Origin of the sequence: Ferrimonas sediminum, assembly GCF_900100175.1 — a bacterium.
Lineage (GTDB): Bacteria > Pseudomonadota > Gammaproteobacteria > Enterobacterales > Shewanellaceae > Ferrimonas > Ferrimonas sediminum.
In genome coordinates, this window is sequence record NZ_FNEM01000006.1 from 118,844 (window position 1) to 134,240 (window position 15,397).

The 15,397-nt window shown below is 58.4% G+C and carries 12 protein-coding genes and 2 tRNA genes; 4 read left to right on the forward strand and 10 right to left on the reverse strand.

Going from position 1 to position 15,397, the window contains the following annotated elements; all coding sequences use genetic code 11:
• Nucleotides 1–102: 102 nt before the first annotated feature.
• Complete coding sequence (locus tag BLT77_RS09430) at nt 103–1,587, reverse strand: VWA domain-containing protein (protein WP_090365025.1); 1,485 nt, start codon at nt 1,585–1,587, stop codon at nt 103–105.
• Nucleotide 1,588: 1 nt separating this feature from the next.
• Nucleotides 1,589–3,190 (reverse strand): AAA family ATPase, encoded by a 1,602-nt coding sequence (locus BLT77_RS09435; protein WP_090365026.1) that lies wholly within the window; start codon nt 3,188–3,190, stop codon nt 1,589–1,591.
• A gap of 239 nt (nt 3,191–3,429) precedes the next feature.
• On the opposite strand from BLT77_RS09435, the gene BLT77_RS09440 reads away from it, so the two are divergent.
• From BLT77_RS09440 to dauA, 3 genes are all read left to right on the forward strand, one after another.
• Entirely contained in the window at nt 3,430–3,825 is a 396-nt protein-coding gene (locus BLT77_RS09440; protein WP_090365027.1) for an SWIM zinc finger family protein, read from the forward strand.
• A 37-nt stretch (nt 3,826–3,862) separates the two neighbouring features.
• Entirely contained in the window at nt 3,863–4,318 is a 456-nt protein-coding gene (locus tag BLT77_RS09445) for an EAL domain-containing protein (protein WP_090365028.1), read from the forward strand.
• A gap of 239 nt (nt 4,319–4,557) precedes the next feature.
• Nucleotides 4,558–6,321 (forward strand): C4-dicarboxylic acid transporter DauA, encoded by a 1,764-nt coding sequence (gene dauA / locus BLT77_RS09450; protein WP_176819261.1) that lies wholly within the window; start codon nt 4,558–4,560, stop codon nt 6,319–6,321.
• Here dauA and BLT77_RS09455 read toward each other — a convergent pair.
• The 8 genes from BLT77_RS09455 to BLT77_RS09490 all read right to left on the reverse strand — a co-directional run bounded on the left by BLT77_RS09455 (nt 6,281) and on the right by BLT77_RS09490 (nt 14,214).
• Complete coding sequence (locus BLT77_RS09455) at nt 6,281–7,141, reverse strand: BrxR family helix-turn-helix transcriptional regulator (RefSeq protein WP_090365030.1); 861 nt, start codon at nt 7,139–7,141, stop codon at nt 6,281–6,283. The genes dauA and BLT77_RS09455 overlap by 41 nt on opposite strands.
• Nucleotides 7,142–7,201: 60 nt before the next feature.
• On the reverse strand, nt 7,202–7,939 hold the full coding sequence (gene pxpA, locus BLT77_RS09460) for a 5-oxoprolinase subunit PxpA (RefSeq protein ID WP_090365031.1): 738 nt from the start codon (nt 7,937–7,939) through the stop codon (nt 7,202–7,204).
• Entirely contained in the window at nt 7,929–8,849 is a 921-nt protein-coding gene (locus BLT77_RS09465) for a 5-oxoprolinase subunit C family protein (RefSeq protein WP_090365032.1), read from the reverse strand. The genes pxpA and BLT77_RS09465 overlap by 11 nt, the downstream gene beginning before the upstream one ends.
• Complete coding sequence (pxpB, locus tag BLT77_RS09470; RefSeq protein ID WP_090365033.1) at nt 8,842–9,510, reverse strand: 5-oxoprolinase subunit PxpB; 669 nt, start codon at nt 9,508–9,510, stop codon at nt 8,842–8,844. The genes BLT77_RS09465 and pxpB overlap by 8 nt, the downstream gene beginning before the upstream one ends.
• A 70-nt stretch (nt 9,511–9,580) precedes the next feature.
• A complete protein-coding gene (locus tag BLT77_RS09475) occupies nt 9,581–11,659 on the reverse strand; it encodes a UvrD-helicase domain-containing protein (RefSeq protein WP_090365034.1) in 2,079 nt (692 codons plus the stop codon).
• 94 nt (nt 11,660–11,753) lie between these two features.
• On the reverse strand, nt 11,754–13,859 hold the full coding sequence (gene ovoA, locus BLT77_RS09480; RefSeq protein ID WP_090365035.1) for a 5-histidylcysteine sulfoxide synthase: 2,106 nt from the start codon (nt 13,857–13,859) through the stop codon (nt 11,754–11,756).
• Nucleotides 13,860–14,055: 196 nt separating this feature from the next.
• A tRNA-Val gene (locus BLT77_RS09485) sits at nt 14,056–14,132 on the reverse strand.
• Between the two features lie 5 nt (nt 14,133–14,137).
• Nucleotides 14,138–14,214: transfer RNA gene (locus tag BLT77_RS09490), tRNA-Val, on the reverse strand.
• A gap of 170 nt (nt 14,215–14,384) precedes the next feature.
• Here BLT77_RS09490 and BLT77_RS09495 point away from each other — a divergent pair.
• Nucleotides 14,385–15,383 carry a 2-hydroxyacid dehydrogenase gene (locus BLT77_RS09495; protein ID WP_090365036.1) on the forward strand — a complete coding sequence of 333 codons (999 nt, stop codon included), beginning with the start codon at nt 14,385–14,387 and terminating at the stop codon, nt 15,381–15,383.
• Nucleotides 15,384–15,397 lie beyond the last annotated feature (14 nt).

Here is a 15,397-nt window from a genome sequence, read left to right on the forward strand (position 1 = left end):
TTTACGGTAGACCGTGCGCTTTCAGGCAGTTGCCGGGGTAGACCGCTTCGGCGGGCGCCACCGCCGACAACCGGCGTAAACAAGCGCTGGCGGAGGCCTGAGTCAGGCGGAGCCCTGGATGGCGGTGAGGGCCATGGCGATGTCGTGATCCATTTCGGCATCGGCGTGGCTGTCTCGCAGCCGCTCGATGATGTCCCCCTGATCTGCCAGGTACTGCCACTGGCAGTCAAACAGGGTCTGGAAGTGGGATTGGTTCAGCTGTTCACCGATCACCACCGAGTAGAACCGGTTGCCGCAGCGGCGCTGTTCGCCCATGGCGTTGAGTGTGACAGCGGGCAGATCCGCGAGTACAAAGTCCGAGACCACCACCATATCGGCATTGCGGTAGTCATCCTGACCGAGCACCTCCAGCGCCACATCGATGGCGGGAGCAACATCGGTGCCGCCGTGGAAGGAGCGGGTCAGAAAGCCGAGCAGTTTCGGCAGGGCGCCATCATCGGACAGGTTCAGGGTTTCGATGTCGGTAGAGAAGTTGATCAGGAAGCACTTTCTTTGTCCCGAGCGGCCGGTGGCGGCCAGAAACAGCGCCAACGCCTTGGCCACCTTTTCCGGTTGACCCTGCATCGACAGGCTGCTGTCGACGCAGATTACCATGGGCCCCAGATTGTCTTCGGTAGACACCGGCTTGAGCTCATCCACATTGACCCAGGTGCGTTCCGGCTGCCAGCCGCGCATCTCGAAGGTTTGCAGTTGCCGCTCAAGGTATTTGAGGTCAAACAGCAGTGCGGTGTCTTCATCCCCCAACAACGCCAGCTCCGAAGGCAGGGTATGGCTCAGTTGCTGATCCAGTCTCAGCCCTACCAGCTCCTCCTTGGCCGGTGCGTTGGGACAGTTGACCTCCCGCAACCGGCGGACACTGACCGTCTCGTAGTGGGTGGAGTAGCTGGGTTTCCTCTGCTTGCCGATGCGGTGGCACAGATCCAGTACGCCGGGGTTGTCGGCCAGATAGTCGCACCAACGCTTTAATGTCTCGACGTCATCCTGACTCAGCTGACCGGCACTGAAATCCACCAGAAAGCCCGGCTCCAGTCCCAGGCGCTCGAAATTGCGGCTCAGCTCGATCAGGGTGTCGAGCCAGGCTTTTAACTGAGCCAGCATCTCCGTTCGCAACAGAGCCAGCCGATCCAACTCCCATTTGGCTTCACTGCGTTCCAGTTGTTTGCGCCAGTCCCGCAGCAACAGGCGTCGAATCAGGTGGACGCTGTCCGGTTGTTGAACGGCGCGGCGCATCTGCCCCTGCCAGAAGCCTTGATTAGTCGGCAGTTTCAGGCTGGCTAAGCAGTCACGATAGGCCTGCCAGTCCTGCTGCAGCGCGGCGACGGTGTTGTCGTTTCGGTCCAGCTGGGCTTCGGCTTGTTGAAGTTGCTGATAGAACGGGCCGTAGGGGGATTCCTCCTCCAGGGTTTGGCGGGCGTTGGCTTCCAGTTGATCCAGGGTGGCCGCCAGCTGGGCATTGAGGGTCGGCGAGGCCGCCAGGATGCTGGCGTAGCTGTGTTCAATGCTCTGCTGCAGCGCTTCGGTGATCATATCAGCGGCTCAACTCTTGCAACTGCTGGCACTTCATGATGTTCAACTCCAGATCACCCAGCTGTTGCAGTAGCCCGCTGTGAACAACGTCGGTCTCCTCATCTGTAACAAATGGCGACAGATGATGCTGCTGATAACGTTTCTGAAACTCGGTGACTTCAGACAGGGTGTGGGTCAACAGTTTGTGACTGCTGTCCAGATCGCTCAGCAACTGGTTCAGTGAGGCCTGGTCTACTTTTTCCCGGCGTTCGCCCTGGCGGAATTTCACCGTCGGTTTGAACCGGTTGACCACATAGGCGTTGCTGTCGAAGTTGCCATTATCGTTGTATTTGATGTCCATGGCACCGTGCTCGTCGAAACGGCACTGGACGGTTTCCATCGCCTTGCCCAGGGTATCCATGGGGTGGAACGGCCGCGGCGATTTCATCTGTTCCTGGTGGACGTAAAAATCCAGGTATACCGGCTCCCGTCGTGCCAGCCCGTGCTGGTAGGTGGCCATGGCCTTGACGTAGAAGAAGTTAGACTGGTTCTTTCTTTGCCGCTCTTCACTGCCGCCAAAGAAATACTGCTGCGGGTAGAAATCCACGGTCTCGTACACATCCTCCTGGTGGAACAGCAGGGTATGCAGATCGGTTTCCCAGTCATCGATCTGTTGGTACAGAGCGCTGACGGCGGCGGCTTGTGGGCAGCCGATGGCAAAAATCGCGTCGTGTACCAACTTCACCGCTTTGGGGTGATCCCCCTCCTGTGCCCACAGGCAGTGCTTGAGCAGCAGGGCATCGCTGAGGTTGGTGTGGTCCCGGTCGTTAAAGAACGCCGAGGCCTTAAGCAGCATGGCGGCCCGTTGCCAGCGACGGTCCGAGACATACAATCCCAGAGCTTCAGCCTGTTCCTGCAGTTGCTGCTTGAGGAGTTTAATCACCCCCAGACAGTCATCGGACAGGCGGACGTCGTGAAGCTGCTGTTGCCAGCTGAGCCATTCGGCATTGCCGACTTTAAGCGTCGGCTCGATGGCAACTTCTGCCGATACCGGCCGACTTTGCAGTAGTGAGGCAAAGTTGTCCCACTGTGCCGTCGGCTGCGCCATCAGCCGAATCAAAAATCGGTCGTAAAGGGCGTCGAGTCCCTGATCCGGTTCGGGCACCTCGTTGGAGGCGGCGATCAGCGCTTTGAGAGGCACGGATTGGATGTCGTCGCCGTTTCTGAAAAGACGTTCGTTGATCAGGGTCAGCAGGGTGTTGAGGATGGCCGGGCTGGATTTCCAGATCTCATCCAGAAAGGCAAAATCCACCGTCGGCAGGTAGCCCTGAGTCTTTCGGTGATACTGATCCTGCTTCAGGGCCTGAATCGACACTGGGCCGAAGACCTCTTCCGGGGTGGAGAAGCGGTTCATCAAACATTCAAAGTAGGCGTCGTGACTGAACGCCGAGGCGATGCGCCGGGCCAACAGGCTCTTGGCGGTGCCGGGGGGACCGTACAGGAAGGTGTTCTGGCCGGTCAGCGCACCGAGCAGGGCGATGGCCACCGTCTGTTCCCTTTCCTGTAAACCCTGACTCAGAGTATCGATGAGTGATTGAATTCGTTGTCGTTTACGCTCTGGCATCGAGGGAACTCCCGGTTAAACGCCATGGTAGTTATACCGTCATCATACCCGCGGGCCAGGGGTAAACTTAGTCTCGGTCATGGTTGTTGTGAAGCGCATCACTAATTGCCGAGCGGGATTCAGCCCACTGTTGTTTCGTTAGTCCATCTGGGATCACCACCTGTGTCGAGTCCTCCCGGTTGGCGAACGCGGGCCTTAACGGCGGATTTTTGGTTTAATTAGCTGAACAAGGAGGAGATATGGACTTTACTATTTTGGAACAGTTGGCCGGTCATCGCAGTGCGGTTCGAGGCCAGAACTACTTTAATGAGGGTCGGGTGACCCAGGTCACTCGAATTGGTGATCAGGTCGTCGGTGTGGTTGAAGGGCGACAGCGCTACTCGGTGACCCTGAGCCTGGTACAGGATTCCATCGACGGCGAGTGCTCCTGCCCGGCATCGGAGCACAGTGAGTTTTGTAAGCACTGCGTCGCTGTGGCCTTGGCACTGTCTGCTCAGGAACAGGCACCAAAATGGTTGATTTCTCACTTGAAACGGCTGAAAAAGGAGCAGTTGATCCAGGCGCTGATCAATGAGATTTCTGCCGACAGCCGCAAATTGCAGGCGTGGCAGAAGCGGGTCCATACTTCGGGATAGGGTATATAGGCCATGAACGTCCGCTGTTGGTCAATCCATTAACGACCCGGCCTTCACCGTGTTGCTGTGTGACCGCCTTAATCGCTCCAGGGTGGAGCCGCAGCAACTCTGTGTAGAGATAACGGTAACTGCCGCCGTGGCGCATCTGACCAAAGCCAGTGAGTTATTATGGGCCAAAGGGGTGAGATTTACACTGGATGATTTCGGCTCCGGCATCTCCTCCTTTGGCTATATCAAAGCGCTGCAGGTGGATTACCTGAAGACTGATGGCGACGTTGTTCGTGACATCGGCACCGATCCCCAGGATCGTGTCTTGGTAGTGGCGATTCACAACATCGGCTGCGCCATGGGCATGGCTGCGGTGGTCGAGTGCGTAGAGGAGGATTCGGAGACGCTGCCGAAGGTGATCGGCGTCAACTACGCTCAGGGGTTTGGCATTGCCCCGCCCCCTTCGTCAGCTGAAGTTGCGGTAAGCCGCCTAGGGGTGTTCTAGCGGCGGTAGACGGCCGCGGCAACGCCAGGAGCCATCATTGCACCGGGATCACATCAACGGCATAAATCCGAGCCTGAGCACGCGGCATGCAAATCTGTGCAGGGCATCACAATGGCGTGTCGCTCCAAGGAATACACTAGTCGGCCTTTCTGGTACTTCACCCGTTGCTTTGCCATCGCCACGCCGTCATGACCGCTGCGGTCGCAAAGGGTCTACGGGTTCCTTCAATGGAAACTGCTGTGTCACATCGAACTCACCTGTTCTCTCTCAGGCTGGGGCATGCGTTTATGGATGCCTGTGTCTCTTCCCCCTATGGGCGGCGCCAAATCAGCCGCGATCTGCTGGCTGGACTCACCGTCGGCATTATCGCCATTCCCCTCTCCATGGCTCTGGCCATCGCCAGTGGGGTGGCACCCCAGTACGGTCTGTATACCGCCATTGTTGCCGGCATTGTCATCGCGCTTGCCGGTGGTTGCCGCTACAGCATCAGTGGGCCGACGGCGGCGTTTGTGGTGTTGCTGGCGCCCATCTCACAGCAACATGGCCTCACTGGCTTATTGGTGGCTACCATGATGTCCGGGCTGATTTTGATCATCATGGCGCTGCTGCGGCTGGGACGGTTGATTCAGTACATTCCTGAATCCGTGACCCTGGGTTTTACCTCAGGCATTGCCGTAGTCATCGCGACGCTGCAGTTGAATGATTTCTTTGGCCTCAACCTGAGCGAATTGCCCCACAGTTTCGGTCATAAACTGGTGGCGCTGGCGGCGGCGTTACCCCAACTGCACCTGCCAAGCCTGTCTGTCGGTGGCTTGACGCTGGCAGTGATGTTGGTGTGGCCCAAGTTGAAGTTGCCGGTACCGGCACACCTGCCGGCGGTGCTGCTGGCGACCTTGGTGTGCTGGTGGCTGAATCAGTCTGGAATGGGCATCGAAACCATTGGCAGCCGCTTCCAATACCTTAACGCCGATGGCAGCCTCGGGCAGGGCATACCCTCTTTACCACCGAGCCTGTCCTGGCCCTGGAGCCGCGGGGGCGAAGAGAGCACCATCAGTTGGTCGCTGATTCAGTCGCTGCTGCCTTCAGCCATGGCCATCGCCATGTTGGGTGCCATCGAATCGTTGTTGTGCGCCGTGGTGGTAGACGGCATGACCAACAGCCGTCACAGTGCCAACAGTGAATTACTGGGGCAGGGGATCGGTAATCTGGTGGCGCCGCTGTTTGGCGGTATTCCGGCCACCGCCGCCATCGCGCGCTCCGCAGCCAATGTGAAAGCCGGCGCCATCAGTCCAGTGTCGGCGGTGGTACACAGCCTGCTGGTGCTGCTGGCCCTGCTGTGGTTGTCCGGGGCGCTGTCCTACTTGCCAATGCCGGCGATGGCGGCGCTGCTGCTGGTGGTGGCCTGGAACATGAGTGAAGCCCCAAAGGCGTTGGCACTGCTGCGCCGGGCTCCGGGCAGCGACGTTCTGGTGCTGCTGTGCTGCTTCTTCCTGACGGTGGCCTTTGACATGGTGGTGGCCATCAGCGCCGGTATGGTATTGGCGGCGCTGCTGTTTATGAAAGAGATTGCCGAGATGACCCGACTGCATGATCTGAGTGACAACCGTCGCTACGTGGAGCAGCCCTTGCCGGGCGATTGGATCGCCCTGAAAATCAACGGGCCGCTGTTTTTCGCGGCGGCCGACCGCATCTTTGCCGAGATTCGGCTGCAGTCCCGGGGCAAATCCGGCGTGATTCTGTTTATGAATGGCGTGTCGGTACTCGATGCCGGTGGCTTGTCGGCTCTGAACCGGCTGGTTGAGGAGTGCCGCTCCAGCGGCACCCGGCTGGTGATCACCGACCTGCAGTTTCAACCGATGAAGGCACTGGCCAAGGCCGGGGTGACCCCCATCGACGGGGTGCTGACCTTTATGCCGGTGTTGTCCGACGCGGTTGATGCCGCTCGCGCCTCCCAGGGTTGCTTTAGCGGGATGCCGGCGCCATCACCGACCGGCGCTCACTGACCACCAGTAACTGGCTGTTGGGTTCAAACGCCTGGATTGGGGTAGAAATCTGCAGCCGACGCAGGTGATAGTCCGCCAGGGCTTTACGACAGGTAATACTCAGGCTGCCCGCTTCCATGCCGTAATCGATGGCGATTACCTCTTGCTGGGCTGCGGAGAAGATGGGGTTGGGCACTATGGTCAGCTCGAGCCACTGATTCCAGTCCAGATCACAGCCCTGGCTGTGATCGCTGCGATACAACAGCTTGGGCAGGCCCCGAATGCGGCTCAGCACCAGATCCAGATAGCGTTTGTGGTGTTCGCAATAGCCACGAAGGTGCCAGCGAAAACCGTCATGAACCAGGGTGTGGGGCACAAACAAGCGCTCATTGATCTGGCCGGTGGCGATGGAGGCGTACTGGACTTTGACACGGGTCGCCCCTTTTGCTGCCGTTAGCAGCAGCCGAACCACGGCGGGATCCACGTAGCGCTCGGGAATGGCCACCAGTTCGGTGGCGGCCCGGTTCAGTTCCAGTAGCTCAAAACCACTGCGCTGCAGTTGCTGCTGCTCGGCCAATAACTGCAGGTACTCACTGAATTCCCCCTGGCTGAATCTGGGTTTGAAATAGGCACTGGGTTTGTAACCTTTCAGTCGGGTGTCGTATTTCAGGGCGGTGGGCGCCAGACTCAGGTAGCGATTAATGTCACGGGAGGCTTGTTGCCGGCCCATGCCAAAACTCTGGCACAGGTGTTTGGTGGTCAGACGGCCCTCCCACAGGGCGATGATCTCGATGTGGCGAAATCGAAGTTGCTGATCCCATTTTATTTGTTGTCGGTCCATCGTATTGATTCAATAAGGCCTGTTGATTGATATGACTATAAAGGCGACACATGCTAAAGATCAATCACAAGCTATTGAAAACCCCAACCCCCTCAGATGATTGTGAGCCAGCATGGCGTGATTCAACGCATCCGGATCGTCGCCGTGCAGGCACAGGCTGTCCACCTGGATCGGGATCAGCCGGCCGGACTGGGACTGGACCTGTCCGCGCAGCGCCAACTGCTCAAGCTGGGCGATGATCTCATCGGGGTCAGACAGGATGGCGTTGTCCTGGCGGCGGCTTACCAGAGTACCGTCATCCAGGTAACGACGGTCAATAAAGGCCTCTGCCAGAGTCGGCAAGCCAAAGCGCCTGGCCTCGGTCAGCAACCGGCTTCCGGATAATCCCATCAGGGTCAGCGGACGGTTGCCGTCGATGATGGCCCGGCACAGCACACCTGCGAGCTCATCATCAAAAGCTGCCAGGTTGTACAGGGCACCATGGGGTTTAACGTAATGCAATGCCACCTGGTAACCGCGACAGATCTGCTCCAGTTGGTCGATCTGTTGCGACAAGCTGCGCTGAAGTTTTGTGGCGTCGATGGCCATGGGCTGGCGCCCGAAATGGGCCCGATCGGGAAAGGCCGGGTGAGCGCCGATGCGGATGCGGTGTTTGACACACAGTCGCACCGTTTCCTCCATGCTGTCCCGGTTTCCGGCGTGGCCGCCGCAGGCAATGCTGGCAGAGCTGACCCAGGGCAGTAGGGATTCGTCGAAAGGAAAGCCTTCGCCAATGTCGACATTGATATCAAGACGCATACAACCCCCTTTCTATCTGATAGCGCCAGTATTGGTGCTCCTTCAGCGCGGTGGCCGCCTGTGCCGGAGTGACGGCGTAAAGACGGCAGCGTTGGCCGGGAACCAGTTGCACCAGCTTGGGCAGATCCGCCCGGGCCAGGTATCCAAGCAGCGGGTAGCCACCGGTAGTCTGACAGTCGGCGGTCAATATGATGGCCGTACCATCCGGTGGCAGTTGAATGGCACCGGCAAAAACCCCTACCGAGGAACTGCTGTGGCCCTGGGGCAGGCCGTCAGGGCACCGCAGACGTACACCCATGCGACTGACATCGGAGGAAAGTTGGCAATCGAAATGGGCCGGCACCTCACCCCGAAACGCGGTGGCGGCAATAAATCTCAGCGCTGTCCCATAGTCGGGAACCCGAACGCCTCGATGGCGCGGTGGGTGCGTCGGTGGGGATCCGACCGGCAGTTGATCGCCGGCCTGCAGCGCCAGCCCGTGGATGCCGCCGATGCCGGCCTGCAGATCGGTGGCGGCGCTGCCAAGTTGGGGGGCAATCTCAACCCCGCCGGCCACGGCAAGGTAGCCGTACATTCCCTGGCCGGTGGGCGATAGCTTGAGCCGTTGTCCGGGCCTGAGTGAGTGGCGCCAGTTCGGATACCATGGCTGTGACTGGCCCTGGCTGTCACAGTGGATGACGTGGGCCGGGCCACTGTAGGCGAGATCCACCTGGGTGTCCGTCGTCAACTCCAGAGAAACCGGCGGTATCTCCAATGCAGCCAGCGACTGCCGGTTTCCGGCCACCGCATTGGCCGCTTCGAAGGCGGTGGTATCCATGGCGCCGGCCGTGGTGACTCCCAGGTGCCGCAGGCCGTGGCGGCCGCCATCTTGAATGGTGATCAGCGGCCCGGCTTTGATGATGTTAATCATGACGGCTTTCCTCGACGAACTGTACCTCGTCACCCGGTTGAATCAGTGCCGGTGGCGTCCGTGACGGTGAGAACAGCGCCAGATCGGTGTGACCGATGATGTGCCAGCCTCCCGGTGACGCCGCCGGGTAGATGGCGCCGTAATGGCTGGCCAGGGCGACACTGCCAGGTTCCACCCGCAGCCTCGGGGTGGCGCGTCTGGGCAGATGCAATTCAGGAGGCAGCCCTTCCAGGTAGGCAAAGCCAGGCTGAAAGCCCACAAACGCCGCCCAGTACTTACCCTGGGTGTGGCGGCGAATTACCGTTTGTTCGTCACAGCCACACTGCTTGGCCACCCAGCCCAGATCCGGGCCAAATTCGCCACCATAGCGGACCGCGATGGTGTGTTGCCGTGGCGCGTGCGCCGAAGAGGGGGGCAAACCGACGGCCAGACAGCGTTGCAGACGGTGGAGACAACCGGGGACGGTACACTCGATGGCCAGGGTCAGATCGCCGGGAACCGCCTCGGCGACCCACGGAAACGCCCGCAGTGCATCGGCCAGGGTGATGAGCCCCAATTGACAGCGGCGTAGGTGGGCCGCAGCCACCGGTTGCGCCCATCGAATCAGCAGGTGCAGTTCACTGAGTTGTTCGATTGTCAGGCTGTCGTCAAACCGTTCCATGGGCAGCAATCCGATTGAGAGAGGCTTATCATGACCCTATCAACGCCCAGGAGAGATGTCTAATTTTTGGTCAATTGGGCGGGGTTTTCGGCGCATCTTCCTGCAACGCCCGGAGTTCAGACACAAAGGGGCCCGGGTTGTCCGGATCGGTGACCAGATACAGGTGATCGCAGGCCCGGGTCAGGGCGACGTAGAACAGTCGGCGCTCTTCGGCATGAGGGTAGGATTCCGCTTCAGATAGCATCGCCTCTTTGGCCGGATGGCTGCGCCGTTCCGGCGGAAAGCCATGCCGCTCGCCGGCCGGAATCAGTAGCACCACAATCCCGGCTTGCTTGCCCTTGCTGGCATGGACACTGTCGCTGCTGAACGACAGCTGTGGAAACTGCTTCGCCAGGGCGTCGAGGGTTTGGGCATCGGGCAGCTGAAATTTGAATCGCGCCAGGAAGTAGACCGTCTGACCCGGCTTGGCCCGCGAGGCGATGGCCGCAACCAGCTCCGTCAGCGGCTGACGATCCGTGACCAGGGTCAGTGACGGCGTGGCCGAGAGCTTGTGGGTGGTCATGGTTTTTGGCAACTGGGCCGGATTTTTACTGATAAAGGCGGAGGCCAGTCGATTGAGCTGATCGTCAAAGCGAAATGTCTTGTCCAGTAAGGTGGTGGATGTGGGGCCGAAAAAGTCGCTGAAGCCGGTCATCAGGCTGACGTCACTGCCGCTGAAACGGTAGATGGACTGCCAGTCATCGCCGACGGCAAACAGGCTGCGGGCGTCGCGGCTGAGGCTGCGCAGTAACATCGCCCGTGGCCGGGAGATATCCTGAAACTCATCCACCAACAGATGGCGCCATCGACAGGGGAAGCGTCCGCTTCGTACCGCACGCTGGGCGTGATCAATCATGTCGATGTAATCGATCTCATTGTTGAGCCGCAGCTGACGGTTATAGGCCTCCAGCAGCGGGATCAGCAGCGGGGTCAGCAGGCTGAGTTCCCGCTGTTGCACCGAGCCCAGCCGGGCACGGTGGCTCTTAAACTCCAGCAGCAGGTCGGTCAACAGGCCCAGCAACCGTTTTACCGCCCCTTGTTGTTGCCAGAAAAGAAAGCGGGCGTTGAGATCCAACCCGCGGGACTTGAGTTGGCGATACAAAGGCAGCACCTTGGCAGTTGGGTGCAGACTGGGGTCGGACTCCAGGACTTTCACCACAGCGCGCTTAAATTCAACCTGTTTCAATCGGTTGCTTATCTGATCGGAGACAAAGGTTTGCCTTAGCTTGTCGTCACCGGCCAGGGCCGACGACCGGGGCGGGCTATCGCAAGTCTGACGGATGATGGCCAACCCCAACGCATGGAAGGTGGTGCAGGTGACTGCCAAAGCCTGTTGGCCAAGACGCTGTCGAAGGCGTTGGGACAGCTCATCGGCCGCCTGTTTACCGTAGGCCAGAACCAGTACCTCGTCGGCTTGGGCCTGGCCGCTTTTCAGCAGGTAGGCAACCCGGCCAATCAGGGTAGAGGTTTTGCCGCTGCCGGCGCCGGCGATCACCAGGTTATGATCATTGTTGGTGACGCAGGCGATGCGCTGTTTTTCAGTCAGGGGGTTGGATTCGATGGAATCAAACAATGCTCGGTAGCGCTGACATTCGGTCTCGACGCTGTGCTGGCGAAGTGCCCGCAATGTCGCCGGGTTGGCCTCTGACAACTGCTGGATAATGTTAAAATCGCTGTGGTACCGCTGCGGAAGATCACCACAGCTAAGGGAGTCTGGCCACATGGCCCGCATCTGTGCGGCGTCTTTGGTCAACTGTTGCCAGCGGGAGGAGGGCATGTAGCCCAGTCGAAGTGATGCGGTCAGGGTAGCGGCCTGTTGCGTTAACAGCGGTGCCCGGGCGGACAACCACAGGGCATTGGCCGCAGTAAGCCAGGCACCGGATTGAGGCTTGGATAGCCAAAAATGGCGCTGTTCGACGCTGTCAGCAGCAATGCTGATGCTGGTAAACAGCAAGCCACTGTCGAGCTGCAACGGGGCGGACACTCGATGCCACTCCAGCTGTTGTACCGCTTTGCCCCGAATCAGAGTCAGTCCGTTCACATCGGCGAGGATCTCCAGAGAGGACAGCGACAGCAGGCGTCCGAAAAGCGTACGTTTGAGAGGGTGCATGGCAGCCAGGCAGTCGTGAACAGGGGGAGGAATTACACCCTAACCTTTGTCAGGGTGCAATGCCCGCTCGGGCGACTGCCGACAAACTCTCCAGTTAGTTGTTAATTTTTCTCCAGATACTCATTTGAGCCAGGGTATGCTGAAATTTTCTGGCGGTCTCCCGAATGACGAACGGCACCTGGTGTTGCTGCACCAGTTCAAACTGGCTGCCGAGGATCTCCTGCAATGCCTGATCGGTGGTGTAGGTTTCGCCATTCACCTTCAGCCCGCCCAACCAGTGTTCCCTGGGAGTAAACTCCTCCAGCCAAGTGTAGGGGCTGACGATCACCAGCAGACCGTCGTCGTTGATGCGCGCCGGAATGGTATTGAGAAACAGCCTCGGGTTGGCCAGACGATCAATAAGGTTGGACGCCAGCACCAGATCATAGCCATCAAACTGGGGTTTGAGATTGCAGGCGTCGCCCTGAACAAAGCGCACGTTGGTCGGCGGCTCGGGAAAGTCCAGTTGACTCAGGGTGACCTGCTTGTAATCCACCAGATCCCCTTCACTGGTGACGGTGTAGCGCTTCTCACCCCGCTGCAGTAACTCATAGGCCTGTTGAATAAACCGGGCCGAAAAGTCGATGCCATCGACCTGTTCGAACCGACGGGACAGCTCCAGGCTGGCCCGGCCCACAGAGCAGCCGATGTCCAGAGCCCGGCATTGTTGGCGAATATGAGGGGTGATGAGATTGACCACGGCCTTTGGAAAGTTTGCCACCTCAAAGTAGCTGGGGCCGTAATGAAACTCCAGATACTGGGCGATGAGTGCGTCGGTTTCGTAGGTGTTGGTGTACTGAGTGTCAGCCACCGGTTGATGAGAGATCACGTAGCGGAACCCCGCGTGTTGATAAAAGTGACGACGAAACGCGTAACGGGAATCGGCCAGGGCTTCGTTGCCGGTGGAGATCCAGGAACCGCCTTTCATCAGAGTATGTTTGCCGTCGAAGGTCGGGGTTGAAAAATCGTCGTAGAGCGGATGGACTTCGAAGCCACTGAATCCGTCGATGGCGGTTTCGGTCCACTGCCAGACATTCCCCACTACATCGAAAATGCCGTTGTGGTCGAATTGGTCAACCGGGCAGGAGGAGGCCCATTTATCCAGCAACAGATTGCCGGGTATGGATGCCCAGTCGGGGTTGTTGTCCTCAACTCTTTGTCGCAGTTTCTGCCACTCCGCTTCGGTGGGCAGGCGCAAAGGTTGTTTGATCCGGGCCGCCTTCCAGTTGCAAAACGCCTTGGCTTCCAGCTGGTTGACCTCCACCGGCCAGTTCATGGGCAAGGGCACCAGTTCGGTCAGATTGCGCTGCAACCATAGGTCGTCCCGGGGCTGCCAGAATCTAGGGTGGCGTGCTCCGGTGAACTTTAGCCAGGCCTGGCCTTCGTCGCACCAGTGGCGGTGCTGCTGGTAACCACCGGACTGGACGAATTCCAGAAACTCCTGGTTGGAAACCAGAAAGCGGGACACCTGAAACGACTCCAACTGCACCTGTTGGCGACCATACTCATTGTCCCAGCCATAACTGTCTCGGTCTGGGCACCGCCCCTGAGTCAGGGGGCCGCCTTCGACTCTCACCAGATCATTGTCGGGGGCGATGCCGGTTAGGGGGCAGGCGGGCCATTGAGGGTGAGGGCTTATGTGCTCCAGGGGCAACTGTCGAATGATCACCGACGAAGTTTCCAGGTGGATGCGTTCGTGTTCAATGCCCATCAGGATCACCCAGGCCGGAGAGTCCGGCGTAATGGGCAGGGTTAAAGGCATGGTGTCGATGACATGCAGCAGAGCCTCTTTAACCTGATCCCGGTATTGTCGAACCTCGTCTATTCGGGGCCACTGGTAGTGAGTGTCATCCAGATCGTCCCAGGACATCTCATCTACGCCCACGGCAAACATTGACTCAAACCTGGGGTTAATCCGCTGCGGCAGCCATTTCGCCAGAGTCAATTTGTTGATAAAAAAGGTGGCCGTGTGGCCGAAGTAGAACACCAGCGGGTGCCTCAGCGGCTCGGGCTTCAGGAAAAACGCCTCATCGTTGTTGATCACCTCAAACAGGGATTCGTACAACTCCCAGGTGGTACGGAAGTAATCGGTGAGCTCCCGGCGTTTGCTGGCGGTGTCGGTACCGGAAAGGGACAGAGTCTGAGCGTTCCGTTTTATCATTGGCAGTCCGTTGTTCTTTTGTAGTCAATTCAGTGTAGCCAAAGTCGAGGGGATGACCCGGTACCGATTATGGCTGCGAGATGAGACATCGCTATGACATCGGCCAGGCAGGGTGGAAGGGGAAAACGGCCTCTGGATGAGAAAAACGGCGTGAAAAACGCAAAAAGCCCGTCACGAAGGACGGGCTTTTGCAATTTGGTGCGTCTGAGTGGACTCGAACCACCGACTTCCACCATGTCAAGGTGACACTCTAACCAGCTGAGTTACAGACGCGAAATTGGTACACCTGAGTGGACTCGAACCACCGACCCCCACCATGTCAAGGTGGTGCTCTAACCAGCTGAGCTACAGGTGTATAGTTAAATACTGACCAAGCAGTACCGAACGGGTCGTAATACTAATGAGAGCAGGGTAGCATGGCAAGTAAAATTAAAACCGAAATGGCTGACCGCTTAATCCCTGCGCACTGAGACGGTGCAATATGGGCCATAATAAGCGTATTCCATTCCACGCGAGGACCCTAAAATGACCAAAGCCCGTATTGCCGTGTTCAGCAGTAAATCCTACGACAAGGATTCCATGAACGCCGCCAACAGCAAGTATGGCTTCGAGCTGGATTTTTACAAAACCCAGTTAACGGCTAACACCGCCAAGTTGGTGGAGGGCTACGATGCGATCTCCTGCTTCGTTAACGACATGGTTGATGTTGATGTGCTGTCGCAACTGGACAAAGCCAACATTAAAATGATCGCCCTGCGCTGCGCCGGCTTTAACAACATCGATCTGGATGAAGCCAAGCGCCGTGGTTTTGTGGTCAGCCGGGTACCGGGCTATTCACCGGAATCCGTTGCCGAGCACGCGGTAGCCATGTTGCTGTGCCTTAACCGGAAGCTGCACAAGGCTTACTCTCGAATTCGTGAACACAACTTTAACCTGGAAGGGCTGCTGGGGTTCAACCTGTCCAGTAAAACCGTCGGCATCATCGGAACCGGTAAAATTGGCCAGGCCACCATTCGTGCCCTGAGTGGCTTTGGTTGTAAGATCCTGTGCCACGACCCTTACCCGAACGATGTGGTCACCGAATTGGGGGCCACCTATGTGGATCTGGATACCCTGTATCAGCAATCCGATGTCATCAGCCTGCACTGTCCGCTGACACCGGAAAGCAACCATATGATCAATCGCGATGCCTTCGCCAAGATGAAGTCTGGCGTAATGCTGATCAACACCTCTAGGGGCGCATTGGTGAACGCCTCCGACGCCATTGAGGCACTGAAAAGCGGTAAGCTGGGTTATCTGGGCCTGGATGTGTACGAGTTGGAGGGGGACCTGTTCTTCCGCGATCTGTCCGGACAGGTGATTCACGATGACGTGTTTGGTCTGCTGCTGAGCTACCCGAACGTGCTGGTTACCGGCCACCAGGGCTACTTTACCGATCTGGCGTTGGATCAGATTGCCGAGACCACACTGGGGAACATCAAGGCGTACATGAAGGGGGAGAAAACCGGCAACGAGGTGTTTTAAGCCGGAGCGATTCC

Excerpts from the sequence above, each read along its gene's own strand:
- BLT77_RS09465 (WP_090365032.1), bottom strand. The coding sequence starts at position 8,849 with ATGATTAACATCATCAAAGCCGGGCCGCTGATCACCATTCAAGATGGC.
- BLT77_RS09440 (WP_090365027.1), top strand. The coding sequence starts at position 3,430 with ATGGACTTTACTATTTTGGAACAGTTGGCCGGTCATCGCAGTGCGGTT.
- ovoA (WP_090365035.1), bottom strand. The coding sequence starts at position 13,859 with ATGATAAAACGGAACGCTCAGACTCTGTCCCTTTCCGGTACCGACACC.
- pxpA (WP_090365031.1), bottom strand. The coding sequence starts at position 7,939 with ATGCGTCTTGATATCAATGTCGACATTGGCGAAGGCTTTCCTTTCGAC.
- pxpB (WP_090365033.1), bottom strand. The coding sequence starts at position 9,510 with ATGGAACGGTTTGACGACAGCCTGACAATCGAACAACTCAGTGAACTG.
- BLT77_RS09495 (WP_090365036.1), top strand. The coding sequence starts at position 14,385 with ATGACCAAAGCCCGTATTGCCGTGTTCAGCAGTAAATCCTACGACAAG.
- BLT77_RS09430 (WP_090365025.1), bottom strand. The coding sequence starts at position 1,587 with ATGATCACCGAAGCGCTGCAGCAGAGCATTGAACACAGCTACGCCAGC.
- BLT77_RS09475 (WP_090365034.1), bottom strand. The coding sequence starts at position 11,659 with ATGCACCCTCTCAAACGTACGCTTTTCGGACGCCTGCTGTCGCTGTCC.
- BLT77_RS09435 (WP_090365026.1), bottom strand. The coding sequence starts at position 3,190 with ATGCCAGAGCGTAAACGACAACGAATTCAATCACTCATCGATACTCTG.
- BLT77_RS09455 (WP_090365030.1), bottom strand. The coding sequence starts at position 7,141 with ATGGACCGACAACAAATAAAATGGGATCAGCAACTTCGATTTCGCCAC.